Source organism: Paraburkholderia solitsugae (genome assembly GCF_013177695.1).
In the GTDB taxonomy this organism is placed as follows: Bacteria; Pseudomonadota; Gammaproteobacteria; order Burkholderiales; family Burkholderiaceae; genus Paraburkholderia; species Paraburkholderia solitsugae.
Genome location: NZ_WOEY01000164.1, coordinates 1 through 25,997, shown reverse-complemented (window position 1 = coordinate 25,997; position 25,997 = coordinate 1). Strand labels below are relative to the sequence as shown.

The 25,997-nt window shown below is 59.2% G+C and carries 24 protein-coding genes and 3 pseudogenes; 15 read left to right on the top strand and 12 right to left on the bottom strand.

Annotation, left to right across the window (positions count from 1 at the left end):
• Positions 1–160 precede the first annotated feature (160 nt).
• Positions 161–448 carry a hypothetical protein gene (locus GNZ12_RS40595; protein WP_172318129.1) on the bottom strand — a complete coding sequence of 96 codons (288 nt, stop codon included), beginning with the start codon at positions 446–448 and terminating at the stop codon, positions 161–163.
• Positions 449–1,530: 1,082 nt separating this feature from the next.
• Here GNZ12_RS40595 and GNZ12_RS40590 point away from each other — a divergent pair.
• The 5 genes and pseudogenes from GNZ12_RS40590 to GNZ12_RS40575 form a co-directional block, all read left to right on the top strand.
• Positions 1,531–2,250, top strand: coding sequence for a Crp/Fnr family transcriptional regulator (locus tag GNZ12_RS40590; protein WP_172318127.1), 720 nt, complete (start codon positions 1,531–1,533; stop codon positions 2,248–2,250).
• Positions 2,184–2,744, top strand: a complete 561-nt coding sequence (locus GNZ12_RS40585) for a response regulator (protein ID WP_328806159.1) — start codon at positions 2,184–2,186, stop codon at positions 2,742–2,744. Before GNZ12_RS40590 ends, GNZ12_RS40585 begins: the two co-directional genes overlap by 67 nt.
• Before the next feature lie 1,412 nt (positions 2,745–4,156).
• Positions 4,157–4,225, top strand: a pseudogene (locus GNZ12_RS45815) (transposase); the annotation flags it as partial.
• A 318-nt stretch (positions 4,226–4,543) separates the two neighbouring features.
• Positions 4,544–5,566, top strand: a complete 1,023-nt coding sequence (locus GNZ12_RS40580) for a VTT domain-containing protein (protein ID WP_172318125.1) — start codon at positions 4,544–4,546, stop codon at positions 5,564–5,566.
• A gap of 67 nt (positions 5,567–5,633) precedes the next feature.
• Positions 5,634–6,031, top strand: a pseudogene (locus GNZ12_RS40575) (transposase); the annotation flags it as partial.
• 129 nt (positions 6,032–6,160) lie between these two features.
• On the opposite strand, the gene GNZ12_RS40570 reads toward GNZ12_RS40575, so the two are convergent.
• On the bottom strand, positions 6,161–6,865 hold the full coding sequence (locus GNZ12_RS40570) for an SDR family oxidoreductase (protein ID WP_172318121.1): 705 nt from the start codon (positions 6,863–6,865) through the stop codon (positions 6,161–6,163).
• Between the two features lie 705 nt (positions 6,866–7,570).
• Here GNZ12_RS40570 and GNZ12_RS40565 point away from each other — a divergent pair.
• The 5 genes from GNZ12_RS40565 (at position 7,571) to GNZ12_RS40545 (ending at position 10,068) form a co-directional block, all read left to right on the top strand.
• Positions 7,571–8,017 carry an Ohr family peroxiredoxin gene (locus GNZ12_RS40565; protein ID WP_172318103.1) on the top strand — a complete coding sequence of 149 codons (447 nt, stop codon included), beginning with the start codon at positions 7,571–7,573 and terminating at the stop codon, positions 8,015–8,017.
• Positions 8,018–8,091: 74 nt separating this feature from the next.
• Positions 8,092–8,538, top strand: coding sequence for an OsmC family protein (locus GNZ12_RS40560; RefSeq protein ID WP_172318119.1), 447 nt, complete (start codon positions 8,092–8,094; stop codon positions 8,536–8,538).
• A 70-nt stretch (positions 8,539–8,608) separates the two neighbouring features.
• Positions 8,609–8,881, top strand: a complete 273-nt coding sequence (locus GNZ12_RS40555) for a hypothetical protein (RefSeq protein ID WP_172318117.1) — start codon at positions 8,609–8,611, stop codon at positions 8,879–8,881.
• Between the two features lie 106 nt (positions 8,882–8,987).
• On the top strand, positions 8,988–9,380 hold the full coding sequence (locus tag GNZ12_RS40550; RefSeq protein WP_172318115.1) for a VOC family protein: 393 nt from the start codon (positions 8,988–8,990) through the stop codon (positions 9,378–9,380).
• 229 nt (positions 9,381–9,609) lie between these two features.
• A complete protein-coding gene (locus GNZ12_RS40545; protein ID WP_172318113.1) occupies positions 9,610–10,068 on the top strand; it encodes a MarR family winged helix-turn-helix transcriptional regulator in 459 nt (152 codons plus the stop codon).
• Between the two features lie 167 nt (positions 10,069–10,235).
• On the opposite strand, the gene GNZ12_RS40540 is transcribed toward GNZ12_RS40545, so the two are convergent.
• From GNZ12_RS40540 to GNZ12_RS40525, 4 genes are all read right to left on the bottom strand, one after another.
• Positions 10,236–10,967, bottom strand: coding sequence for a hypothetical protein (locus tag GNZ12_RS40540; RefSeq protein ID WP_172318111.1), 732 nt, complete (start codon positions 10,965–10,967; stop codon positions 10,236–10,238).
• A 406-nt stretch (positions 10,968–11,373) separates the two neighbouring features.
• Positions 11,374–11,880 carry a winged helix-turn-helix transcriptional regulator gene (locus tag GNZ12_RS40535; RefSeq protein WP_172318109.1) on the bottom strand — a complete coding sequence of 169 codons (507 nt, stop codon included), beginning with the start codon at positions 11,878–11,880 and terminating at the stop codon, positions 11,374–11,376.
• Between the two features lie 154 nt (positions 11,881–12,034).
• The gene (locus tag GNZ12_RS40530; protein ID WP_172318107.1) at positions 12,035–13,612 is read right to left on the bottom strand and encodes an aldehyde dehydrogenase (NADP(+)); all 1,578 of its coding nucleotides are present in this window, start codon (positions 13,610–13,612) and stop codon (positions 12,035–12,037) included.
• Between the two features lie 14 nt (positions 13,613–13,626).
• Positions 13,627–14,250, bottom strand: coding sequence for an isochorismatase family cysteine hydrolase (locus GNZ12_RS40525; protein ID WP_172318105.1), 624 nt, complete (start codon positions 14,248–14,250; stop codon positions 13,627–13,629).
• A 493-nt stretch (positions 14,251–14,743) separates the two neighbouring features.
• Between GNZ12_RS40525 and GNZ12_RS40520 the strand changes: the two genes are divergently transcribed.
• The 3 genes from GNZ12_RS40520 to GNZ12_RS40510 all read left to right on the top strand — a co-directional run bounded on the left by GNZ12_RS40520 (position 14,744) and on the right by GNZ12_RS40510 (position 16,764).
• Positions 14,744–15,190: an Ohr family peroxiredoxin gene (locus GNZ12_RS40520; RefSeq protein ID WP_172318103.1), complete on the top strand. Its 447-nt coding sequence runs from the start codon at positions 14,744–14,746 to the stop codon at positions 15,188–15,190.
• 74 nt (positions 15,191–15,264) lie between these two features.
• A complete protein-coding gene (locus GNZ12_RS40515) occupies positions 15,265–15,711 on the top strand; it encodes an OsmC family protein (RefSeq protein ID WP_172318101.1) in 447 nt (148 codons plus the stop codon).
• A gap of 195 nt (positions 15,712–15,906) precedes the next feature.
• A complete protein-coding gene (locus tag GNZ12_RS40510) occupies positions 15,907–16,764 on the top strand; it encodes an enoyl-CoA hydratase/isomerase family protein (RefSeq protein WP_172318099.1) in 858 nt (285 codons plus the stop codon).
• Between the two features lie 643 nt (positions 16,765–17,407).
• Here the strand turns inward: GNZ12_RS40510 and GNZ12_RS45200 are convergent.
• The 3 genes and pseudogenes from GNZ12_RS45200 to GNZ12_RS40495 form a co-directional block, all read right to left on the bottom strand.
• On the bottom strand, positions 17,408–19,039 hold the full coding sequence (locus tag GNZ12_RS45200) for an FAD-dependent oxidoreductase (RefSeq protein ID WP_172318097.1): 1,632 nt from the start codon (positions 19,037–19,039) through the stop codon (positions 17,408–17,410).
• 324 nt (positions 19,040–19,363) lie between these two features.
• Positions 19,364–19,836 (bottom strand): annotated as a pseudogene (locus GNZ12_RS45720) (alkene reductase); the annotation flags it as partial.
• Between the two features lie 29 nt (positions 19,837–19,865).
• Positions 19,866–20,132: a helix-turn-helix domain-containing protein gene (locus GNZ12_RS40495; RefSeq protein WP_172318095.1), complete on the bottom strand. Its 267-nt coding sequence runs from the start codon at positions 20,130–20,132 to the stop codon at positions 19,866–19,868.
• A 69-nt stretch (positions 20,133–20,201) separates the two neighbouring features.
• Between GNZ12_RS40495 and GNZ12_RS40490 the strand changes: the two genes are divergently transcribed.
• Together GNZ12_RS40490 and GNZ12_RS40485 are read left to right on the top strand one after the other, a co-directional pair.
• Positions 20,202–20,741 (top strand): carboxymuconolactone decarboxylase family protein, encoded by a 540-nt coding sequence (locus GNZ12_RS40490; protein WP_172318093.1) that lies wholly within the window; start codon positions 20,202–20,204, stop codon positions 20,739–20,741.
• 86 nt (positions 20,742–20,827) lie between these two features.
• The gene (locus tag GNZ12_RS40485; protein WP_172318091.1) at positions 20,828–21,598 is read left to right on the top strand and encodes an alpha/beta hydrolase family protein; all 771 of its coding nucleotides are present in this window, start codon (positions 20,828–20,830) and stop codon (positions 21,596–21,598) included.
• 228 nt (positions 21,599–21,826) lie between these two features.
• Here the strand turns inward: GNZ12_RS40485 and GNZ12_RS40480 are convergent, their stop codons facing one another.
• The 3 genes from GNZ12_RS40480 to GNZ12_RS40470 all read right to left on the bottom strand — a co-directional run bounded on the left by GNZ12_RS40480 (position 21,827) and on the right by GNZ12_RS40470 (position 25,813).
• Positions 21,827–22,786 (bottom strand): AraC family transcriptional regulator, encoded by a 960-nt coding sequence (locus tag GNZ12_RS40480; RefSeq protein ID WP_172318089.1) that lies wholly within the window; start codon positions 22,784–22,786, stop codon positions 21,827–21,829.
• A 642-nt stretch (positions 22,787–23,428) separates the two neighbouring features.
• Positions 23,429–24,583, bottom strand: coding sequence for an IS110 family RNA-guided transposase (locus tag GNZ12_RS40475; RefSeq protein WP_172318087.1), 1,155 nt, complete (start codon positions 24,581–24,583; stop codon positions 23,429–23,431).
• 654 nt (positions 24,584–25,237) lie between these two features.
• The gene (locus tag GNZ12_RS40470) at positions 25,238–25,813 is read right to left on the bottom strand and encodes a hypothetical protein (RefSeq protein ID WP_172318085.1); all 576 of its coding nucleotides are present in this window, start codon (positions 25,811–25,813) and stop codon (positions 25,238–25,240) included.
• Positions 25,814–25,997 lie beyond the last annotated feature (184 nt).

Genomic DNA, 25,997 nt, shown 5'->3' with positions numbered 1-25,997 from the left:
GTCGTGTTGCCTTAGCGTATCCAGGCTCGCAGCGGATGCAAATCGGGTATCTCGTGTGATGATTTTCGTCTCCTCGCCAAGGCCTGCTGGGCGAACCTGACGTTATATCTGGATGGCGAAGCGGTCGTAAAAAACAACACAGAGTCGCACATCCGGCATCTCATCTCGACCCGGTTTCGGCTGGAACGCGGCTCCGGGACGCGGGCGTCCCAGCCTGCGTACTTTCGACGTTGCCTTCGCGCTCGCAGATCCATGCAAACGCCCATTGTTGTGCAACCTCGATCGCCTCGTCCTCGGTGTCGAAGTAGGAAAGATCACGCTCGATGTGCATCTCACCCTCAACGTCATCATCACTCGAAACTCGGACCAGTCGCGCGTGTGCGAAGAATTTCCCAAGGGAGAAATCCGGAGTCGCGTCGATGATCCATCCACGGTACCCGCATTTCATGATTACCTCCGATACTCAGGCTATTCAGGATTCGAAAAGACAAAGCATGGATTCGTCCGGTCGTACTCGCTAAACCTCCTATCCCAGTCAAAATTTCGCGGGGCTTCCGCGCCCACAGAAATAGCACAACCGTCCATCTCGGATCGTTGATACTGGTGTAGATCGTGCGCGGTCCCGACGTTGGTTCCTGCTATCAATGGCAGCAAAAAAATGCCCATTCAAACAGGTCCTGGAACTGAGCCTAGGGCAGTTTAATCTCAGCCAAACCGTCTGAGCTGCACCCCCGCCAAGCGCCCCCCAAAACTACAATGCCAAACCCGCGATGGACCGAAGCCCGCCATGAACCGACTGTCGCGGCCGGAAGAGGAACGGCCGCTGCTTAAATTTGCCAGCCATTCATGATATGCCGCCTGAGTTTGACGCGTGGAGCAAGACGTCCGGCAAGTTACTGCAGCTTTTTCGAGAGCTGCCCGTGCAAGTTATCTGCGATCTTATGCAAGATGTCTGGCAAAAGCACCTGTGCCTCAAGTGGGCCCACCACGGAATACCCTGATCCCGATTCGCCGCCGATGACGATCACGACTGCGCAGCGCGCGCGTGTCATGTTTCGCACGTGATTGCAAGCGGCGTCGAATAGCCCGGCCGACTCCCCACCTGGTATGACCGTCGACTCAAAGTCTGATGTCATTGTCCCCTCGCAGAATGTTTGATCAATCCATAGGACGAAGCACCATACGCAGAGAGGAGTGTATCGCGCACAATGCGGGCGAATATAAAGGGCCGCCCATGAAGCGGGCCACGGGAGTTCAGCAACGCCGAGTTCGGCCATCTATGGCCGGTCGTCCGCGCGCGTCGAACGTCGGCTCCTGCTCAGCCAATGGACTGTCATGGATCATTTAACACCAAAGCGTCGCGAGTAGCGGCTCGTGTATCGAACGGACTGACGTTTGACCGGTACCGTACCGACTTCTTCCGCCTGATGTGAGAGGCTCTGCCGCATCCGCCGGTAGATCCGCGATTCAGGTGTCATTTTCTCTGGGCCGAGTGTCCACGGCTTTTGACCGGCTGACGAGGAGTGGCGCATGGAAAATGATCTTCGCCGCACAGAGAATCGACTGCTGGGTCTTCTTCCCAGAATGGAATTTATGCGCCTGAAAACGCGTCTGGAGCGGGTCGAGATGGCGCCGGGGTTGATCGTGCACAGGACCGGCGAACATCTCGACTACGTTTATTTTCCGACGACGTCAATAATATCGTTACGGCAAGCGACGCCGGATCGCGAATCCGTGGACATTGCAGTCGTCGGCAACGATGGCGTGGTTGGCACCGAGCTTTTTATGGGTGACGAAGAAGCTACAAATACATCTGTCGTGCGAAGCCCGGGCGCGGCGTACCGACTGAGCGCAAGGATCCTGATGGAAGAGTTTCGTCAGGCAGGCATGATGCAGCGGCTGTTGCTACGTTATACCCTGGCGCTGTTTGCGCAGATTGCCCAGACGGTCGTTTGCAACGAATATCATTCGACAGACCAGCGCCTGTCCCGGTGGCTACTGCTCGGTATCGACCGCCTCCCGCCGAAGGAACCAAAGGTAGCATCAGAACTGCTGGCCGACGCGCTTTGCGTGCGAGGCGCCAGCATGAGCAAAGCCCTCGCGCAATTGCAGGGCGACGAGGTGATCCGGAAAGACGATGGTTATATTGAGGTGCTGGATAGGGCCTGGCTCGAAGACCATGCGTGCGAGTGCTATGGCGTAGTGAAGCGGGAATACGACCGACTGTTAGCCGATTCGACGGAGGCTTAGTGGCAATCAGCGGAGTTCCTACGGAGTGGGCAGCCTGCAGAGCATCGCAGATACCGGCTACCACCGCGCAATCGCATTCGCTATCGAGCCTCTCGGGCGTCACGCTGCGGCAGATTGCGCTTCTGGGACAGCGAGCCCGAATCCTTGTCATTGACAATAGCCTGCCTATCGCGGAAGCTCTGGTAGCCTCTCTGGTGGCTATTGGGCTGGAGACGCACTATGCGCTGAGTGGCGTAGAGGCGCTCCAAAGGCTTACCTTTTGGCAACCCCACGTGTTCATCGTAGACGTAAATATGCCGGAACACGACGGCTTCGCGGTGGCACGAGTGCTCCGGCGTATTCGTTCGACCTGTGACGCTGGCATCATCGCATTCACAGCATTGGATAAGGACGACTTTGTCGCAAGCGGCCCGGTGCGTCACTTTGATGGCTATTGCCGGAAGGGAGGCACGCACGCGCCGCTGCTTGCGCTAATCAATGGGATGCTTGTATAGGGCTCTGGCAGTTTGACCCTGCTCCTACTCCCTAAGGCGAACGTCATCTACTCACCCAGAACCGGACGGCCGGAATTTGTGACTGAACGGCCGAGGTGGGTCGTATTGGGAATGGCGAGAGAGCTAACTCGCCGGGTTTAATGCCTTGACACCGGCGTCAGCTTCCTAAGAACTTCGTTCACGTTTCCGAGCCGCCATACATCATGTTGAGCGTCGAATGAACGGGCCGTGCATGCCATGACCAAACCGAACAGACTGTGCCAGTCACTCGGTCGAAGCGCCGAAGCAGCGGCCGCACGAACGCGCCTTGCCCAGCCGCAGGCGCCCGGCGCTCACTGCCACCTCACCGCCGCAGTCGCACCGGCAAACCCACAAACCATTGCCAGTGTACCGATCGGTCGTCAACAGGCCAAACACCTCCCCGCCCCGCAGCGCGGGTGAGCCCGGGCGGGATCGCCACACACGACGCTGCTCACGGCAGCCGCAGTCCCGCGTTCTGCCGCCTTCCACTGCATCTAGTTCGACAATCACGTGGCCACCGCAACGGCAGCTCCAGAGCCACATATCGGCGCCGCGATATTGAAGCGCGACAAGGTAGCCGAAGGTGCGACCAGCGACATCGCGACTAGGCGGAAAGGGCCATTCAGGTAGCAAGGGAGGACGGATACGCTGATTCACAAAAGGTAAAATGGGATTCAGCATCCTACTTTCAAGGTATCAGTGCTGCCCGTTGCTGCGAGGGCGTGGCTCAGGAAAACAGCGGCAGAGTGGCCCCAGACAATCGACGAATCGGCACTTCATTATAAGGAACGCGTGCGCAAGCTGGCACGGCAGCAACATGTCGATGACTGTTCGTGGACATTCTCTCCGGCGTGTGACGAACAGCGGAGACGCCGTCATAACGACTGTTTCGAACGGGCACAGTTTAGGCTCGTTCGACGCCTGCCTGCAACGCACGGTGGCGCACTCAGATTCCTGTGGATGATCGTAGGCATCGGACAACCCTTCTAAACCATCTGCGGCCTTCGTGGATGCGAGGAGGCAGGTCTGAGTCGTCGGATCATAGCGGCAAAACATGTCGTCGGATCATTGCCGCGATAACGCGGATTTTTACCGCGCCGATGCGCCATTAAACGCAACCCTGATAGGTGGAGTCGCCAGGGGTGATTGGTACAAAAAAGCGGCGCGTATGTCGCGGGCCCGGTTCTGGCGGAGCAAGGACGGGCGGCCAGTCTCCGGCCAGAACCGCATTGCGCCGTTTTGTGGTCGCGTGTCGCTGGCACGGATCCCATCTGCATCACAGTCACTACAACGGCCCGCGGCGGGTCTTCATCCGCGCCGCGGGCGGGCACCGACCCCATCTGTTCCTTAGGCTTTGTCACGATGCGAGGGCGGTCGCGTAGACTCAGGAGGTGAATAATTCTAAACCGCTTTATCACGGGCATCGCTTTCCGGCGATCGTGATTAGTTGTGCCGTTGGCTGATACTTTCGGTTTCAGTTGAGCTTGCGCGACATTGAATCGCTGTGTTTTGGTACATGACTTCGCAGGGAACGTGGTTTTTTCCTACGTGCCTGGGCACCGCGGGGGCAACATTTGCATCGATCCGGATATTCGCTTTGGCGCATCCGATTACAGTAAGATTTCGCGTGGGCGTCTCACCGCCAGCAGGCTTTCTGAGTCTTTGCTCCGCCGATGAGGCGATTCCCGGCCTCATGCTCAGCCTCCGATCATGGGCCGAGCCCACCCTGAGAACAGGCTCCGCGCGTCAATCTGTCGTTTTACTTCCGAGTTCCGTCAATGCTACGCGAACTAATAGCCGTCTATGGTCTGCCCCTAGTGTTCGCCAACGTACTCTTGGAGTCCCTCGGGCTACCACTGCCGGCGCTGCCAACCTTGATTCTGACCGGGGCAATCGCGACCGTGACAGGCGTGGCCGCCGGTGCTGATATATGGATGAACGTGTTAAGGCTGGCCGAGATTGTCCTCGTCGGCACGGCTGCCGCGCTACTCGGTGACACCCTCTGGTTTGGACTTGGTCGGCGCTACGGTAACCGCGTCTTGATGTTCATGTGCAAGATGTCAATTTCCAGAGATATTTGCGTGAGCCGCAGCGGTGACTTTTTCGCTCGTTATGGTGTTCGAGTGCTTACGCTCTCCAAGTTTATTCCGGGCCTGTCGACATTGGCGATACCTGTAGCCGGTGCAAGTGGCGTCACCCTCAGAAGCTTCTTATTGTTCGACTCGCTTGGCACCGTCCTATGGGCGGGATTTGGCGTAGCTATCGGAGCTTTTTTCGCTGGTGCCATCGATACGCTTCTGCAATATCTGGATTGGCTCGGGGAGGGCGCACTCGCAGTTGCCGTTGCCACGCTCGCATGCTACATCGGCGTGAAGTGGTGGAGGAGAGTGGCCCTGCTTCGTCAGCTCCGGATACAACGCATCGATGTTGCGCAACTTAGTGCTCTGCTTGCAAGCAACGACCCGCCGATAGTCGTGGACGCTCGGCGCGACCGGCACCGTGTGTTGATTCCGTTCGTTATTCCAGGCGCGACCGTTTTGCGAGGCAAGCACGCGGGTGCGCAACTGAATGAACTGGAACGCCACCGCAAGCTCGTCGTCTATTGTGACTGTCCTAATGAAATGTCGGCGGCATTGGTGGCGAAGAGGATGGTCGATCACGGGTTTAATGACGTAGCACCGCTAGCTGGAGGAATGGAGGCGTGGCGAGCTGCGGGGTATGCGCTAGAACCACTGCTTCTGGATGCAGCTATGAAAGAGAGTGTCAGGGCGATAACGAAGTCGACAGAAGGTGACCGCTGAAGCCTGTTTCACGTGAATATCGAATAGTGTCGTTGTCGGCAGCTAATGGATTGCGCCTCACGTGTAGTACGGGAAGAAACCTTTCGGCGGGCCGCAGCACGTCATCGACTACTTGGGGCGTTACACGCGCATCGCGTCGCCATCTCGAACAATCGCCTGATCGCCATCGCTGATGGACACTTCACGTTCCGCTGGAAAGACTACCGCCATGAATCCGCAGAGCGCGTGATGCGGCTCGACGCGCCGGAATTCATCGGTCACTTCCTGATTCGCGTGCTGCCGCGCGGACTGCAGCGTATCCGTCACTACGGGTTCCTCAGCAACCGGCGACGCGAAACCGGACTTGCCGAATGCCGACGCCTGTTAGCGGTCATATCGCCACCCGCGACTGCGACGGACGAGATCAGACCAGACTATCGCGACCGCTATGCCAGACTCACAGGTCGATCCCTGCGCGACGGTCCAGTCGGCCCGTCAACGTGACAGCGCCGTTGTGACGCGTCGAGGAAGCCCGGACGTGATGATCCCGGGCATCATTGACGTCACGGCTTGACCCGACAGGCCTGCCCGTCGCGCGCGAACGCACCGGTGCCGTCAGTGCGGCGTCGCGTCGTTCAGATAGACGCCCGCCGACAGCCCGGCCTTCACCTGCCGTGTGAACTCGTCGGTGGACACTTCCTCCACGCCGGCCTCGATCGCATCGTACGCCTGGCGCACGACGTCGGTCGGTGTCGCCTTCGGCACTTCCAGCCCGCGCACCAGATCCGTATCGATGAAGCCGGCATGCAGCCCGACGACCTGTGTGCGCTGCTCACGCAGCGATTGGCGCAGGCCATTAGTCAGCGCCCACGCCGCCGACTTCGACACACCGTAGGCAGACAGAATCGGCCGGTTCACCCAGCTCGCGACGGACAGCACGTTCAGGATTGCTCCACCGCCGTTGCCGGCGAGGCTCCCAGCGAACGCCCGCGACATCGCCAGCATGCCGAACACATTGGTTTCGAAGTGATCGCGCAACGCCTCGAGCGCACCGTCGTCCGTCAGGCTACCGAGTCGCGCGATGCCTGCGTTATTGATCAGCAGCGTGACGTCGCGAGCCGCGTGGGCGGCCGCGGCCACGGCCGTCGGATCGGTCACGTCGAGCTTCACGGGCACGACTCCCGGCAGCGTCACGCTGGCAGGATCGCGTGCGCCCGCATATACCTTCCATGCCCCTCTTTCGAGCGCCTGTTTCGCGAACTCGAGGCCAAGCCCACGGTTCGCGCCCGTCACGAAAACAACAGCACCTTTGATCTTCATGATCTTTCCTTTCGAATGATGAATCGCATGCGCGCCGGTTCGCCGCGCTTGAGATCCGGTGAAAACAAGGCTGCAATCGCGTATCGAGCCGTTGCGCCGTGCCTTCCCGCGCAGCAGTTAATCGCGTCGCGCAGCCGGCGCCGGATTGCTTTTGTCGGACGATTCGTGACAACTCGCGCATCGCATACGACGATGGGCGAAGGATATAGATATGAAAACCATAGTGTCAAGTGTGACGTAGTTTTGCCGACGATTTCCTGTGAAGTTGACAGTACATGACGGCGCAGTCCACCCGACCGCAAAGCGTGCCGGGTAGACGGGTCGACCGACCCCGGCGTCCCCGTACAAGTGGTTGCCCCATGGTAACGCGTCGCGAACTGATACCACCTGACACGGGGAGAAACCATGCAAAAGAGTGGGACGCACTTCCCCGGCAAGGACCTGACACACCTGCAAATCACATCATTCGCCGACGTCCGAGTCGGATACACGATGGCTTGTTGGCACACCCCCCGTGCGACAGCGTGCGAGACCGGCGGCCCCTGCTGGCCGCCGCGGGATTTCCGTTCCCCCTATCGAAAACGCGTATGCGATTAAATCTTTTGCGATTGACATCGGGCGCGTCTTTCTCCATTATTCGACGCAAGCGATTACATCGCATGCGATTTAAGACGCTTAACACCCTTATTCACACAGGAATCCATCATGACCAAGATCGAACAAGTCCTCCACTCAGGCAACAGCCACGCCACGATCAATCACGACGCCGATGTCAAGCGCGGTGAGCTCGGCGTCCTCGACCTCAAGCTGTCAGCACCCGACGGTGAAAACCGCGAGTTCATCGCCACCGAGCTACACCCGAGAGCCGAGCAGTTGTTTTCGGGCGCGTGGTCGGCCTGTTACGTCAGCGCGTTCCAGATTGCGGCCTCGCTGAAGAAGGTCACGCTGCCGTCCGACTACTCCGTGGACGTCCAGGTAAGCATTGGGTCGGTTGGTAACGGGCATTGCCTCGGCGCCCAGTTCACCATCCGCGTGCCGGGTCTGGCAACGGAAGTCGTCGATGCACTCGCGCGCCAGGCCCATCAGCTCTGCCCGTACTCGAAGGCTGTGCACGGCAACATCGAGGTCGGTCTGACCATCGTCACGGCGTAACATAAACAACGCATACGATTATATCGCGCAAGATTTAAACACGCTTAATACCCTCATACACATAGGAATTCATCATGGAAAAGATCGAAAAAGTCCTCGCCTCAGGCAACTCCCACGCCACGGTCAATCGCGACCCCAGTCTCCAGCGCGGCCAGTTTGGCGTCTTTGACCTCAAGCTGACTGCGCCTGGCGTGGAAAGCCTCGAGTTCATCGCCACCGAGCCGCACCCGACAGCCGAGAAGCTGTTTGCGGGCGCGTGGTCGGCCTGTTACACCACCGTGTTCGGGATCGCGGCCTCGCTGAAGAAGGTCAAGCTGCCGTCCGACTATTCCGTGGACATTCAGATAAACGTTGGGCAAACCGGTGCCGCGTGGTTCCTCGGCGCCGAGTTCACCATTCGCGTGCCAGGTCTGGACAAGGAAGTCGTCGAGCAAATCGCGCACCTGACCCATACGATCTGCCCGTACTCGAAGTCGGTGCGCGGCAACATCGAGATCGGCACGAACATCGTCACGGCGTAATCCGCCTGGGCACGTACATCTTCCTGGGGCACGTGCCCCTCACCGAACCACCTTTTAGGGAATTCGCATCATGAAGACCAAGCTCATCGCTGCACTGCTCGTCGCCTTCTCGGCGTCCGCCACCGCACCCGCGTTCGCCAGCGGCTATGGACCGGCCCCCTTCTACAAACCCTCGGTTGGCGCACCGGCGTCGCAAAGCGGTCAGAGCGCGCGAACTGTCGCCGCCGAACGCGACGACGCAGCTGGCTCGCAAGAGGCATACGGCGGTGTAGTCGCCGGACTCTCCCAGGCGGGCAGCCATGCCGCCGTGACGTCGCGCGACAACCTGTTCGCACGTCACTAGATCGTGCATCCCTCCGTCGCTGGGCCGTCGCGCATCGTCGTTCCATATGCGCGACGGTCACAGCATCGGATGGAACATGGTTCATTTACCAGGGGAGGAATAGACAATGTTCAGTCACGTAGTGGTCGGCACCAACGACCTGAAAAGAGCAAAGCGATTCTACGATGCCGTGCTGGGCGCGATTGGCTATGGTGACGGTCTCAGTGATGACAACGATCAGCGTCGACGCTATGTCTATCGCGGCGACACGGGGCTTTTCATTATCACGCAGCCGCTCGATGGTCGGCCGGCGACCGCTGCCAATGGCGGAACGATCGGCTTTGCCTGTCAGTCGACCAGGCAGGTCGATCTCTGGCATGCCGCCGGGGTCGCCAACGGTGGAACATCCGCTGAGGCGCCGCCCGGCGTGCGTGAGGCCGCGTTTGGCAGCCTCTATCTCGCCTATCTGCGCGATCCGGACGGCAACAAGCTCGGCGCCCTGTATCGCGTGCCGGTCTGAAGCGAACGACGGCGACAAAGGCGCTCCAGACCAGCGGCGGCCGTAGCGGCAGGCAGGCGCCGCCGCGAGACCTCTACGATGCGAAATAGCTGGGTCCGGCGAAATTGACAACCGGTTGTACTCTATTCGGCAGCGGCCCGAGGTTCGTTATATTGCGATATAATCGCATGCGATATAACATACTTCGTATGTCTTGCGGAACATCAGGCTTTAGCCAAAGAGGATACAGATGAAAACTACGAACCAAGCGCCCGCTGCGGCCGTGCCGCTGTCAGACTATCTGTGCTTTGCGGTCTACTCCGCGAACCTGGCTTTTGGCAAGGCATACAAGCCGATACTCGAGGAACTCGGACTTACCTACCCGCAATACATCGCGATCATTGCGTTGTGGGAGGAAGACAACCAGACCGTCAGCGGTCTGGGCGCCAAGCTGTTTCTCGAATCCAATACGCTTACGCCGATGCTGAAGAAGCTCGAGGCGATGGGTTATCTGGAAAGGCAACGCGATCCTGGTGATGAGCGCCAGGTGCGGATCAGTCTCACGAAGAGCGGCCGGCGGCTGCGCGAAAAAGCCCTCAAGATGAACCCCGTCGAGACGGGCCTCGCTTCCGACGAGTTCGCGAAAATACAGACGGCGGTCGTGGCGCTGCGGAACAATCTTATCAAGTCAGTCCAGAACGGCGAATGAGCGCTTAACGGTCGTATTACAGGGGCGACCGTTTGCGCACATTCAACGGACCCGTTGGCGCTTCACGCAGGACCGATTTCATCGGGCGAACATTTCTCTGTTCGCAAGCGTATTGACGGCTAGTCGCGTCCAGGTTGGGCCCGTGTTCCGGTTCACCTCGACCGCTGTCAGGCAGACGTCCGCACGAAAGCACCACTGGATCCTGAGACCGATTCTCCCGCGACGTTGCTGGCAAACGTTTGTAAAAAAGTCTGTAGCGATGCGCCAGTATCTGTGCCCGATGAGCCAAAGAGGGTGTTGAAATCCTTCTCCATGCTCGAAATAGCCTCATTCAATGAAGTCGTCGAACCGGTCTCACCGTTTTCGCTTGCGTCTCCAGGCTGGCTGCCGCGCGCGCCAACGGCCCGGGCAAGCGATTCAAGCGCTTGAGAAAGGGGATTGGAGTACCCCGTTGCAGATGTTTCGCTTCCCAGACTACCTGAGTTGCTCTGAGATGCCAGCGAAGAAGCGGTGCCGTACTGCAGGCTGGAGGCTACCTGAAGAATCTGGCCGATGAACTGCTCGAAGATCGAATCAATACCAGCGGCGGATAGTGATCCCGTTCGCGAGTTAGCGTTGCTGCCCTGGGTTCCTCCGCTTGCAGCTGAATTGGTGACGGATAACGTGGATCCAGTGCTGCTGCCTTGGCTGAAGGGAAGAGTGAGTCCCAATTGCGCGAACGTTTCAACGATCGCTTGTACCACGGCATTCCCCGATGTCGACGACGGCGTCTCCGGCTGCTTGGAGAGCTGTGCAAGTGTCTCGCGCTGCACGCTGATTCCTGGCACCTGTCCTGAATCCTGCAATAACTGGATACGGAGGTCTCTGAAGTCATTGCCCGTAAGTTGATGTGTGATCATCAAAAGTTCCTTGTCCTTGTTGTTAGATCCGTGATGAAACAACTTCAATGCTGTGGTTAGCTGTTGAACAGCTTCAGTCCCTTGCGCAGCAGGGTGATCAGTCGCACTAGCTGCTGGCAAGGGCGGGAGTCTCGATCGACACCGGGAATGCGGCGAGCAGCGCGGTGATGGCGTTGGTTTTCGTGACGAATTCCCCTTGAAATTCGTCCTTTCGTGTTTAGGCAATTAATTGATCGTATGCAATTACATCGTATACGATTCTATGCGGGGAAAAGGAGCCAATGCCAACAGAGGCGACAAGCTCATTTCATTGACTTTCAGCGTTACCTGACTTCAGATACCCCGACATTGACCCGCTTACCACCTGCAATCGAGCGAGTGGGATCAGCCATGTAGTGCGTATGAATCACGCAGACTTAGCAGCCTTCATTGCGTCCTGTCGTCCCGCGCGCTCCTGCGCATAAGAAGGGCTCAATTCAGGCTTTAGATCCTCGCGCCGCAATGGTTCACCACAGGCCTGGCAGACAGTGCCAATGCCGGCATCGTGACCACAGGTGAGATGCGTATAGCGCACCGCGACGTCCTCGTCCGACGACTTGTGCCACGTTTCGCCCCATTCGCGAAGCGCCAGGATGACCGGATAAAACGCTCGGCCCATCTCCGTGAGTTCATATTCGTAACGAGGGGGCTTTTTCATGTAGCGCTTGCGCTCGATCATGCCGTCTGCTTCGAGCCGTTTGAGACGGGACGAGAGCATCTGCGGCGTCGCCTGCGATTGTGCCAGCAGGCTGTCGAACCTTCGATTGCCCATAAACAGTTCGCGCACGATCAGGACAGCCCAGCGGTCGCCGATAACAGCCTGAGACCGCGCGACCGGGCACAGCGTATCGCTCTTGTCTGGCAATGCAGTCATTCAAGCCTCCATCGAAACCGCAACGATCGTTAGTATGATAATCATATTAATGATAGCACAGGTTCGCGCCGTAACGCGTGCGCGAAGAGCCCGTGACCCCCTGACCTGCGCGGATCGCGGGCCCCTGCCATGGCACTTTCAAGCTGACCGCCCATCAGGCTTTGGACAACTCGCCATCGGTGAGACGCCAGATGCCGCACGGATTGTCATGCCGCAAGGCCTCCGGCAGCATCTCGTCCGGGAATCCCTGATAGCACACGGGTCGCAGGAAGCGCTCAATCGCACTCATGCCAACAGACGTAAAGCGGCTATCCGACGTCGCAGGGAAGGGACCACCGTGAATCGATGCGTATGACACCTCTTGCGGATGCGCGAACGCATTGACGACAATGCGTCCTGTGCGACGTTCGAGAAGGGGCAGCAGGCGGGCAGCGAGCACGTAATCGGCTGGATCGATCTGCATCGTTGCCGAGAGCTGGCCGCGAAAATGCCTCGCGATGGCAACCAGTTGCTCCACGTCCTTCACCCGCACTAGCAGTGCAGCAGGTCCGAAAGCTTCTTCCGACAACAACGGATTCTCGAGTATGTTTGCGCCGTCGACTTCGAAGAGAACCGATTGACCGTCCCATGCACCCTGTGTTTCGCCGCCTGCTGCAATTCGCTTCGCACCCGCGTTGCTCTGACGCTCCACGTTCTTCCGATACGCCGCGTTGATGCCAGGCGTCAGCATCGTGCGCGCTTGCGTCGCTTCGACGCGGGCGATCATCGTATTCTTCAGTTCTATGTAGCCCGGGCCGTCGACCGCGAGCAGGATTGCGGGTTTCAGGCAAGCCTGACCAACGGTGACGAGCATGCGCTCGGCAAAGCCATCGCCGATAGTGCCGCCACGTGCAGCGAGCGCCGCTGGCAGCACGAAAGTCGGATTGACGCTCGTCATTTCGGTGAAGACCGGTATCGGATCGGGACGTTGCTGCGCGCGCCGAAACAAAGCCATTCCGCCAGTTTCAGAACCCGTGAAGGTCACGCCCTTGATGAGCGGATGATCGACCAACGCCTCACCGATTGCATTGCCGCCACCGCGGACCAGAGAAAACACGCCCTCATGCAGGCCCGAATCTCTAACGGCCTGCTGGATCACGCGTCCCATCAGTTCTGACGCGCCGGGATGCCCGTTGTGCGCTTTCAGGATGACGGGGCAGCCAGCGGCCAGCGCCGACGCAGTGTCGCCACCCGCGACCGAATAGGAAATCGGGAAATTGCTTGCGCCAAAGATCGCGACCGGACCGAGTGCGATTTTCTGCATCCGATGGTCCATCCGCGCACGCGGTTGACGTTCCGGCTGGGCGGGATCGATGGTTGCCTGGCGAAAGCGCCCCTGACGGACGACGGTCGCGAACTGACGGAACTGGGTCGCGGACTTCGCCGCTTCTCCTTCGAGTTGAGCGATCGGCAAGCCGGTTTCGAGTGACGTGCGTTGGGCGAGCTCCGGCGTGATGGCGTCGAGGCCGTCGGCGATGCTCTCGAGGAACGCGGCGCGTTCGGTAAGGCTCGTGCCGTTATAGCTATCGAATGCATCGTCGGCGAGTTGTGCTGCGCGATCAACGTCGTCAATTCCCCCAAATGCAAACAGCGGTTCAATCTCAGCATTGGTTGCGGGATTAAGCGCCTTCATGCTGCCAGCCGTGGCAGCGACTTCCTGCGCACCAATTAATAGATTACCGGTGAGTTTCATGGTGTTCCTTATGATCAGGCGGGAAGTGCGGCAACCAGCTGTGCCGTCGTCAGGATTTCATGGGCGAACGTCGGGCCGTTCAGATCGTGTGCAGCGCGCATCATTTCCTTGGTGAAAGCGGCCGTTGCGTCTCGTACGAGCGTGACGTGATAACCCAGTTCCATTGCGAAGCGGCTCGTGGACTCAATACATGTATTGGCCAGCAGGCCGACGACGATCACGTGCGTGATGCCTTGCTGTTTGAGCTGAAAGTCGAGGTCGGTGTTAGCAAAGCCGCTTTGGCCCCAATGCTCATGAACGATGATGTCGCCTTCCTGCGGCACAAAGTCAGGATGCCATTCTCCGCCCCACGTACCCTTGGCGAAGGTGTGGCGCTGCTGCACGAGGCGCTGGGTTGGATTCGGATGATCCCAGTTGTCGTAATCGCCGGCCTGCCAGCGGCGATGCGGGACATAGAGAACCTGAATATCTGCTTTTCGCGCGGTATCGACCGCGGCGCGGAGATTGTCGAGCAGCCGGACTTCTGCGGCGATGTCGCGAAGCATCGGAAAGAGCTTGCCGCCGTCCGAGAGAAAGTCGTTGTACGGGTCGACCAGCAACAGTCCGGTGCGGTCCGCGTCGTATGCAGTGTTGGACATTTCAGTACTCCATTAAGTCAGTGTGCGAATGAATGCATTCGCGTTGCACAGTCGGCGCCGGATTGTTTTTGTCGGACGATTCGCGACGTCTCACGCTTCGCATAGGGTGAGCGAAGAATATAACTATGATAATCATACCATCAAGTACGGCGCGGCTTTTATGACGATTCCCTGGAAGTTGACAGTTCTTAACGCCGCTGTCCAGCGGACTGCGGCGCGTGCCGGGTAGGCGCGTCGATTGACCCCGGTGAACCGCCAGAATTGACCTACACTCTGGTGACGGACGGGCCAGCGCGCGGTCCGTGCGGCAGCGTGCGAGACAGGCGGCCCCTGCTGGCCGCCGCGGGATTTCCGTTCCCCCTATCGAAAACGCGTATGCGATTAAATCTTTTGCGATTGACATCGGGCGCGTCTTTCTCCATTATTCGACGCAAGCGATTACATCGCATGCGATTTAAGACGCTTAACACCCTTATTCACACAGGAATCCATCATGACCAAGATCGAACAAGTCCTCCACTCAGGCAACAGCCACGCCACGATCAATCACGACGCCGATGTCAAGCGCGGTGAGCTCGGCGTCCTCGACCTCAAGCTGTCAGCACCCGACGGTGAAAACCGCGAGTTCATCGCCACCGAGCTACACCCGAGAGCCGAGCAGTTGTTTTCGGGCGCGTGGTCGGCCTGTTACGTCAGCGCGTTCCAGATTGCGGCCTCGCTGAAGAAGGTCACGCTGCCGTCCGACTACTCCGTGGACGTCCAGGTAAGCATTGGGTCGGTTGGTAACGGGCATTGCCTCGGCGCCCAGTTCACCATCCGCGTGCCGGGTCTGGCAACGGAAGTCGTCGATGCACTCGCGCGCCAGGCCCATCAGCTCTGCCCGTACTCGAAGGCTGTGCACGGCAACATCGAGGTCGGTCTGACCATCGTCACGGCGTAACATAAACAACGCATACGATTATATCGCGCAAGATTTAAACACGCTTAATACCCTCATACACATAGGAATTCATCATGGAAAAGATCGAAAAAGTCCTCGCCTCAGGCAACTCCCACGCCACGGTCAATCGCGACCCCAGTCTCCAGCGCGGCCAGTTTGGCGTCTTTGACCTCAAGCTGACTGCGCCTGGCGTGGAAAGCCTCGAGTTCATCGCCACCGAGCCGCACCCGACAGCCGAGAAGCTGTTTGCGGGCGCGTGGTCGGCCTGTTACACCACCGTGTTCGGGATCGCGGCCTCGCTGAAGAAGGTCAAGCTGCCGTCCGACTATTCCGTGGACATTCAGATAAACGTTGGGCAAACCGGTCCCGCGTGGTTCCTCGGCGCCGAGTTCACCATTCGCGTGCCGGGTCTGGACAAGGAAGTCGTCGAGCAAATCGCGCACCTGACCCATACGATCTGCCCGTACTCGAAGTCTGTGCGCGGAAACATCGAGATCGGCACGAACATCGTCACGGCGTGATCCGCCTGGGCACGTACATCTTCCTGGGGCACGTGCCCCTCACTGAACCACCTTTTAGGAAATTCCCATCATGTAAGACCACGCGCGTCGTTGCACTGATCTTGCGCCGAAAGCGTCTGCGGAAGTGCAAGCTGCCAGGGCCCGAGATCACCGTGAACGCAACATTGGTCTACCAATCGACTTAGGAGAAGCATCATGCCCGACCCTTCGCAGTTCGACATCGACCGCACCTATCCGGGCCGCTGGACGATCACCTTCAGCAACCCGCCGATCAACATGTTTGTTCCCACGACGATCGTCGAATTGGGAGCGCTAATGACCGATCTCGAGGCGGACCCGTCCGTAAAGGTCGTAGTGTTCCAGTCGGCGAATCCCGATTTTTTCGTCGCCCATCTCGACGTAGCCAAAGCAGCTGAACAGCCTGAGGTGTTGGGCCTTTGGCGCGACGTCGTGCTGCGCCTCTCGTCCACGCCGGTCGTGAGCGTTGCCAAGATTCGCGGTCGCACGCGCGGCATCGGTAACGAGTTCGTACTTGCCTGCGACATGCGCTTCGCCAGCCGGCAAAGCGCCCTGTTCGGCAACCCCGAGGTCGGCGTCGGCCTGGTCCCGGCTGGCGGCGCACTGGAATGGCTCCCGCGCCTGGTTGGCCGCTCGCGGGCACTTGAGATTGTCCTCAGCGCCGACGATTTCGATGCCGACGTCGCCGAACGCTATGGCTGGGTGAATCGCACGCTGGACGATGACGAACTCGACGCCTTTGTCGATACGCTTGCCCGACGTCTCGCTTCATTCGACCGTGAAACACTCGGCGCGGCGAAAGCACAGGTCAACCGGTTCGGGACGCCGACGGCTGCCGAACTCCAGTCGAGCATCGACCTGTTCTTCCCGGCCTTGGCCTCGCCAAGTGGGCAGGCACGCCGCGCCAAGCTCCGTAGCCTGGCCTACGGAGTTCCGAGCGACTTCGAAATGAACTTCGGTAGGTACCTGCCTACGCTAGGGCAGGCGGGCGACGATGACACGGACCCGCGACACTTCGGCGCGCCGAAGGGCTGAGCCTCTTCGTGGAATTCGTGCGGCGGCTGTCGACGCGGCGCGCAGCGCCGCAGCCTATTTGCACCCAGCGCTCTCCGAGCCTCCGGCGGCGTCTCGACCATCTGAAATGCCGCGGTGCCGTTTGTCCAGCGCTTCCAACGGTGGTCCTGCAACTGCGAATACTCGGTGCAAACCCGCCGTTTGATGGCCACCGCCGGGTTTGTCCGGAAAGCCGTGACTCTCACCGATAAATGGCGAGGGATTTTCAGCGCTATGTGGCGCGAATAGGCGGCCCCGGATGGCATTTCCGCAATGAACTTTTGAAATAACAATCCTGACGGCAGGGACGACTGAGATGGAATGGACACAGTCCTCTCTTCGCGGACGCAGGGATGTCAATCGATATGATTGCGAGCGTGAGTCAGTTGCTTGCGGTGGAGCGGACGTTCGAACGTCTGCGTGAAGGCCTGGCTGGCCGAACCGTGACCGATGTCCCCTACGCGGGATCTCCCGAACCGCGCATCGCGTGTCAGACCGTAATCGGCCCGCATGGGATGGTCGAGTCGCTTGATAGCGGACATTCAGACCGATTAGGTGCTTATTAAGTGGGGGCGAGGCGTTTGAAATCCCCGGTCTCCGTCGAAACGGAAGGTATTCATCTACTCTACATATCGGCTAGCACCTGGTGCACCATGTGGACGACGATCGAACCCTCTCCGACCGCAGCTGCGACCCGTTTGACGTTTCCGGCCCGCGCGTCGCCTACGGCGAATACGCCGGGCAGGCTGGTTTCGAGCATATAGGGTCGCCTCGCAAGTGGCCATGGCCGGGGTGGCAAGACGCCGTCCAGATCCGTTCCTGTCAACACGAAGCCACGCGGATCGAGTGACAGGCAGCCGGCCAGCCACTCGGTCTTCGGTGAGGCTCCCGTCATGACGAAGATATGCCGCATGGGCCGCGTCGTCACCTCGCCCGTGCTCTTGTCGCGCCACGACACCTCTTCAAGATGGTCGTCACCGCTTAAGCGCACGAGCTCACTGTCGAAATTAACCTGAATTAGCGGGTTTTCTTCGATGCGCCGGACCAGGTAGCGCGACATCGTTGCCGCGAGCCCCGCTGACCTGACCAGCATCCGTACGCCCTTCGTGTTCTGGGCGAGAAACACGGCCGCCTGTCCCGCGGAGTTACCGCCGCCGATAACGATTACCGGATCGCCACTACACAGTTGGCCCTCCATGAACGTGGCGTTGTAGTAAATGCCACGGCCGGTAAAACGGTCGATGTTGGGCAGCGCAGGCTGGTTATAGGCCGCACCCGTTGCAAGTACGACCGAACGGCCCGCTATCTGTTGGCCGTCGTCGAGCGAAATCCGGTAAGGCCGTTCGTCGCAGTTAAGGCCCTCGACCGTACGCGCCACCATGATTTTCGCGCCAAATTTTTCCGACTGCGCGATCGCGCTGTTCGCAAGCTCCTGACCAGAGAGGCCAGTCGGAAAACCGAGATAGTTTTCGATGCGTGAACTGGAGCCGGCCTGTCCGCCGGGCGCCGCGCGTTCGATGACCAGCACATCGAGACCTTCGGACGCCGCATACACCGCCGCGGCCAGTCCTGCGGGACCCGCGCCGACAATTACGATGTCGCGCACCTGTGACTCGTCGATATTCGAGTTGAACCCCAGCGTTTGCGCCACTTCCCGTGTGGATGGGTTTCTGAGTATCTGGTCCCCGTTGCAAACGACGATAGGGACGTCGTCACTGCATACCCCGAAGCGGTCGAGCAGTTCCTGGGAACTACTATCAGTGTCGAGATCCACATAAGCGAACGGGTGCCCGTCGCGCGTCAGAAACTCTCGTACAGCAAGTGTCTGCGCCGAATAGCGCGAGCCGAGTATGAGCACATTCGTACGTCCGTGGCTAACCATGGAAAGGCGCCGCGCGAGGAACGTCCTCATGAAGATTTCGCTCAACTCCGCGTCCTTGCTGATCAGCGTTCGCAGGTTTTGCGCGCTCAACTCCAGCAGGTGCGATGCTTCGACGGCTTGACACCGGTAGATGGAACGCCTGCCTGCAATCATCAGCAATTCGCCCGAAAACTGACCCGGGTCATAAGTAGTCACGGTATCTTCGACGCCCCCAGCCAGCGAGATGATCCTGATCTTGCCCTCGATCACCACGTATACCGGCGGGGTGTCGTCATTGGGGTTATAGAGGACATCGCCTGCCGCCACCTGTCGCGGCTTCGTGAAGACGCGCACACGTTCGAGTTGAGATTCGGAGAGGAATGGAGCGTAAGCCATGACGACCTCAGGTCTGCTAGGCCAAGACCGCCGCGGCGATGGAGGTGTTGTCGGCTTCGGTCATGTTCTCCTCCATCAGCACGGGTGCCGGGTCTGCCAGACCACCTTGCAATGGTAGGTCGCAGCCTAAGAATGCGCCAATAAACCGCTATAAATTGCTGCTAGCACGGAAGTGAAACAAATGCGTTTCTGAAATCCCAACCCATCTCGAGCAGCAAGTCTCCCAGAATGCCGGTGCTGATCACGTCGAGCCAACCAACGCCATGCATGCAGTTTCTTTGCTGGCTGGGTGTGGTCGAGGCGTGAGGGTGTCCATTTGTACAGTCAAACTAGCTGCGGGTAGTCGGTATAGCGTTCTGGCCCCGGGTTATAAAACGTCTCGGGCCGCGGCCCATCGAGCAATGCGTCCAATTGAAGCCGGCGCGGCAAGTCGGGTTGGCGATGACCATCTGCCCGAAAGCCACCGCGTCGGCTCCGTCGGCGGCAGGTAGCTGTTCGGCGGTCTACTTATTCATCTTTTCGTTGGCGATATAGACGCCGCCGAATGCTGCTTTCAGCGCGGGCCCGAGGCGGCCGTCGCCCGGCGCTTCACGTGAGCAGATGAAGGCAATACCGCGTTTGCCGAGTTCGCGCGCGACATAGCCGAAGGTGGCCGCAGGGTCCGAATCGCCCATCGAATGCAAGTCGCCGCGCGGTGACAGGTGTACACCGCGCGGTTGGCGCCCCCATATTGCGACGCAGGTGTCCATGACTTCGAGCAGCCGCCGCGAGACGTAGTCTCTCTTTATCTGCCCTCCAGCAATGAAAGCGAGTGCACCGTCCACTTTCACGACTTCACCACCACTTCACGAAGAATCTCGTTCTCCATGGCTTTTCTTTCCGGCAATCGCTGCAGTTTTCTGAATTGTTTCGGTGCATCGCTGAACTCGGCTGCAGGCACCACTTCTTTGCCGTCACTGACTCTTGGCAATCCGACATCGTGATACAGCTTGCGGGGGGGCGTTCCACCACGATAGTGACTAGCCAATCGAGCCGATGAAGTCAGCAGGTGAAGATGGCGCGGATTGACGTTTTTGAGCATGATTTTGACCATATCAGGTATCACAATTGTCGGCTTCGCGGCTTAAAGTGGGGGCTCCTAACCAACCGAAGGAGATACACCATGAGCCGTATCACTATTCCCGCAGTTTCCACCGCCACGGGAGCAACCGCAGACGTGTACGCGCAGGTCCGAAAGATTGCAGGCGGCGGCGTGCCGAACCTGTTTGCAGCCTTGGGTCATCTTGCGCCGGCTACGCTTGCGGCAGCGCTGAAGGCTGAAAGCGCGCTGGCATCGAGCAGCCTGAGCAAGCAGGACCTTGAAACGATCAAGTTGCTGGTGAGCGAACAGAAGGGCTGCGACTATTGTGTCGCTGCGCACGTTATGCTGGGCAAGATGGTGGGGCTGTCGAAGGAAGCGCTGCGCGCAATCCGTGCAGGTCAGGCCACGGGCGACGCAAAGCGCGACGCGTTGGTTCGGTTTGTGCTGAATTTGCAAAAGACCCGCGGGACGATCAGCCAGCAGGAGTTCGCAGCGATCCGCGAGGCGGGGTATACGGAGACGCAACTGGCGGAGATCTCACTGGCGATTGCGATGATTACTTTCACCAACACATTCAACCGCGTCAACGACACCGACATCGATTTGCCGGCCGCTGACTGACCAGATGTCGGGCGGGGCGCATGAGTAGTGGAGCTGCCCCGTCGAAAACCAGTTGGGTGTGACGGATGTTAAGAGGAGGGGCAGGTATGACTGCGCAAATTTTCGAGTTCGACGGGCCCCGAGGATATCGCCTGTCGGGTAAATTGGACTTGCCGACGAGTGAGCCGCAGGGTTGGGCGATTTTCGCTCATTGCTTTACCTGCGGAAAGGACAGTCTGGCCGCCAGTCGGCTGGCAAGGGCGCTGGCTGCTCGCGGCATCGGGGTTTTGCGCTTTGATTTCGCAGGAGTCGGGAGTAGCGGAGGTAGTTTCGCGAAGGCGACTTTTGCAGCTGATGTGGAGGATCTGGTTGCCGCCGGTGCGGCAATGGCTCGTGATGGTAAGAGAGTTTCGATTCTCATAGGTCACAGCCTCGGGGGCACAGCTGTGTTGATGGCGGCGGGTGAGATGGAGGGCGTTCGTGCAGTTGCGACAATAGGAGCGCCGTTTGATGTTACGCACGTGCTGCATCAGTTCGATCCGGAAAGTTTGCGGACGATCGAAGCGCAGGGGGAGGCGCAGGTTTTGTTGGCTGGACGACCGTTTGTTGTGGGTAAAAGTTTTGTTGAAGACTTAGGACGTCACGACTTGGCAGCGCGGGTTTCGGAGCTGCGTGTGCCATTACTTGTCATGCATTCCCCGGTGGATGCAACCGTTGGGATTGACAATGCGGCGCGTATTTTCGGAGCTGCCAAGCATCCGAAAAGCTTTATTTCGCTGGATAACGCCGATCATTTGTTGACGCGCCGCACCGATGCCGACTACAGCGCAGCGTTGATTTCGACGTGGGCTAGCAGGTTCGTGCGTTCAGAGGAGTGACGATTAGGAACGAGATTCCGGCAAAGACGGGTCGCTTGGCGGGGGCAGGGCACAAAATGCGACGTTATGATCTGATTACCGGGACGCGCAATGCCGGCTCGATGAGAGCTCTTGGTTTAACCGATCGTCGGCTTCGCACCGATGGAGTCCGGAAGACGAGCGGGGTGAGCGAGAAACAATTGCAAGCGTGTTATCGCGTTGCGTTGGGAGCGACAGCGTACTTGAGTGTCATGCTTGGAGGTTCCCGCCCGAAGAGCGCCACCGAGCGGGTGTGATACCGATATGCCGTTTGAAGACGCGCTGAAACGCAGCGTCTGATTGATAGCCGACCGACTCGGCGATTGCGGCGACCGGGTTCGCTGTTTGCAACAACATTCGCCCCGCGATAGTCATGCGCACTTCGGTCAAAAGGTCGCTTGCTGACCGCCCAATCGCCTGCTGAAATTGGCGCACAAACGTCGCTTTGGACATATTGCAAAGCGAAGACAGTTCGTCGAGTGTCCAAGGCTCACCCGGTGTTTCAAACATCGCTGATACAGCGGGCTGCAAACGAGGGCGTCGAGCCAATGCCATGAGGCCTACTGGCTGTTGAGCGGCCTCGGTTGCGAAACGTAGGGTAAGTGTGAATAAAGCCGCCGAGAAATGACTTACGAGCATCTCGCTGCCCAGACCCGGGTCCAAAGCCTCTTCTTTCATCAGCCCGATGAGACGCATCAATCTGGTGTGTGAAATTGAGCGTTCCGGTTCGCCAGCTCCGATAGCCTGGTCAGTCAGTGCGCTGCGCACGACCATTCGACCCGGCAGATGATCGCGTAATAACCTGTCTGGAACCGCCCCTAGCAGAAACCTTCCGCAAAGAAAATCTGCTGTTTCGCCTATCCCATCGTTTTCGACGACGACTAAAGACGCATTGTTACTCGTAAACTCAGGCTTTGCCGGCTCGCCGCTTCCGTCGTGTATCAGATGTGCGCTACCCGCCGGAAACAAGATGATGTCGCCGGCTACCAGTTGTTCGGGCGGCCCGTTACCGTCCTCGAGCACTGCATGGCCAGACATTAGCAGGTGGTATGGGATTTCTCGGGCGCCTGCGACTCCCTGGCTGATCTTCCAAGGCGCTCCAAAATGACAGCGCAACTCCAGCCGACCAGTTACAGGTATCAGTGAAAGGAATCTACTTAGCAAATCCATATGGGTCGGGTGAGATGTTTGGTCGTCGTCCGCGATTCTCGTCAGTGGGTGACGAACATAGAGTGTAGTTGTCGCTCAAGCGGCGTGTCAGCCAGATTCAGCTGTTCAGGTGGCGATCGCGATCGGGAGAGCGCGATAACACCCTCTATGAGCGGGAAGTTGTCAACGTCTTTCGTCACAAATCATCGGCCAGGTCCTTCTGCGCTTCCAGTAGTGCGGAAGAGCGTAATCGGGTCAAGGGCAGGCCAAGGCCTGGCGCCAGCGGACCCTTGACGCGGCGAAGGGTTCAATATGCTGGCGCAGGCTGGCGAGCACGGGTTTTTGCGCTCGCCAGCCTGCAAGCCATTCTGATCGCATATTTACCGCCGCCAACATTTGCTGCAATCCGCTCTGCGTCCCTTTGGTCTGAAGCCGGGTCATCGCGCGCGTAAGACTCCAGTGTCTCACCCACCTTCTATCCGCTGGCGCGTGGCCAGCCTCATCCTGTATGCGCGTTCCGCTGGAATTTCTCCAGGAATATGCCCCATCTGTAAAATCGGTTACGTCAGCAACCCGGGTGTTATGCGGGCATGTTCACTTCAAATGGTCCATGCATCAGTTTCGCGCCTTGCATTGATGGCGTGGTTTCGATTCCGTGCTGCGTCACGCGGATTTCAGTTGTGCGCCCTCGGGTATCACCCCGTCCTTCAGATAGCGCCACAGCGCAATCGCGAGACGCCGCGCCACCGCGACGATCGCAATGCGCCGCGCGCGGCGGTTCGGTCCCGTGCCCTGGGTGCGCTGGTTGAACCACTGCGTTAGCGCACTGCCGGGCTGGTAGCGCAGCCAGGACCACGCCATCTCGATCAGCAGGGCACGCACCCGTCGGTTGCCTTGTTTGCTGATCCCCTGGTCCACGTGACTCTCGCCGCTGTCGTAGGGTTGTGGCACCAGCCCGACGCACGCACCCACCTGGCGCCGGTTGCTGAACTCCCTCCAGAACAGTTCCAGCGCGAGGCGCGACGCGCCCACTTCGCCAATCCCCTTCAGGCGCGCCAGGTCATCGCTTCGCTTGCGCGCGGGCGCCGGCACGCTGACCTGCCGCGTCTTCTCGAGTGTCGCCAGTTGCTGCTCCGCCAGCGCCAGCCGTTCACACTCGCGCAGCAGCCGCTCGCGCAGCTCAGGCGGCAGCGGCGCACCGTCGTGGCACTTCACCTCGTTGCTGGCGAGCCGGCCGGCGAAGGCCTTGTGGCCGACCTCATCCCAGCAGCCAAGCGTGGCCAGCAGTTTGCGTATCCGGTCGCGATGCTGCAGCACTTCCTTCTGCAGTTCCCCGCGATCGCGCATCAGCTGGCGGGACGCTTCATCCTGCGGCGACGGCACGTGAACCACGTGCATGCGGTCGCGCTCGCCGCGCAGCCACGCGCGCAGGTTGATCACCAGTTTGATGGCATCGAGCCTATCGGTCTTCGCGCGTCGCTTGTGGCGTTCGACCGGAATGCTCGCCGGATCGACGACATAACACTCGATGCCGCGCGCCTGCAGCGCACGACAGATCCAGAACGCGTCCTGGCCGGCCTCGTAGCTGACGACGGTGCGCGCGCCAGCCGGCAGCGACCACGTCTCCTTGTGCCGTTCGATCAGGTCCAGCACCGCCTGCAGGCGGGCGGCGGCTTGCGGCTCCGCTACCGTGTGCACGGCGGGCTGCTCCCGCCGGCCGTCGTGCAATGCGACCTTCCACGTGGCGGCGGCGAGTTCTAGTGACACGGCCAGCACCAGTTCCTCGATACCCGTGTTGAACGTCTGATCCGTGCGCATGATCCTCTCCTTTGAACAGGGACTCGACACGCTGATTTTACGTATCAGTTCGTCGACGTCCCCCCGTTACATAGGATCTGTCTTTGTGGCAAGGCCTTGCAAGGCGGGCATGGGCAGGGGAAGCAGGGACATGCGGTCGGGCCGCAGATGCAGTCTGGTAGGACCTTGGCGATTCCTAATCGGCCGCCCGTCGCTGCGAGGTATTGCCTATGAATGTTCGCTTTAGGGAAGTTCCGCATCAGGCAGTAGCCGGCCACAAGCCGCCGCTCACATGCGTCGTCGCTCGGGCGTTCAAGCGTCGGCTTCACCCCGTAACCGGCCATCCAATCGCAGAGGACGAACGCTCGGTCATCGGCCATAGTTGACATTGACGGGCGATCCAGTAAGCGGCCTTAATGCGCCGCCAAGCAGCCACCCGAAGTGAAGTACGATTCGCACGAATGCAAGCTATGACCGTTCCGCAAAGGCAGTGAACGTTAAGGGGGGGCACAAGGTCATTTACCGGTCGACAGCCAGCCGTGTGAGATGGGCCATCTCGACTACACATGAGACGACCGTGCAATGCGCGCAACGCCTCGAGCGTGCACCACCGCACACGTCACTCACACGTGCAAATGCCCGGTGCACGCTGTGACGGCTAGCTGTAAGACGACTTCATTGCTCATTCGCCTTTCTGACCTTGACAAAATGGGCGCTTGCCTGGATGGCGACGTCGCAACCCATGTCACATTTTGTCCCATCAAGGGCGGGAGCGCCACTCGCTATATGCTGAGCGCTTGTGACACCGAAAATCTCATTGCCATTGTCGACAACGACGATTTTTTGCGTAAGCGTGCTCCCATTGTGAAAATCGAGTCGCAGTTCGCCAGTACAATCCGCATAAACGGTGTACGTGAGCGTTTCGTTGTCCTGGAATGAATCGGGCGGCGAGCCCGGCCTGACTGTGCCGTTGAGCATTGCATAGTCAATCTGTGTGCCGGCTCCGGCACCGTCAAATGTCGCAAGGGCAACGCCGTCAATAAGATTGGGAGTGGCATACCGGTGGAGCACCTGGCTCGGTGCGGTTCCCGTGAGGATACCGAGCGCCTCTCCGTGAACTTTGACGCCGTATGGGCCTTTCAGGCTCGCAGTTGTGCATGCGTGGTTCTGCGCCTGGGCCACACCGTTCAGTGACAGCAATACAATCGCGGCGGCCGCCGCTTCTTTCAAGAACCTGATAGTCATCTTCATCCCCTTTCTTTTGCCGATTCAGTCAAAAATTAAATATTTAGTGACCACTGTCGGCGTTGCATTGGGGTTGATGACCGCAGGTAGCCAACCCCGAGCGACCTGTACCGCCGCTTGCACTGCTGCTCCCGGAAACACCGCCATACCCCGAGTTACTGCTAGCATTGGCCGATGCCGATTGCCCATC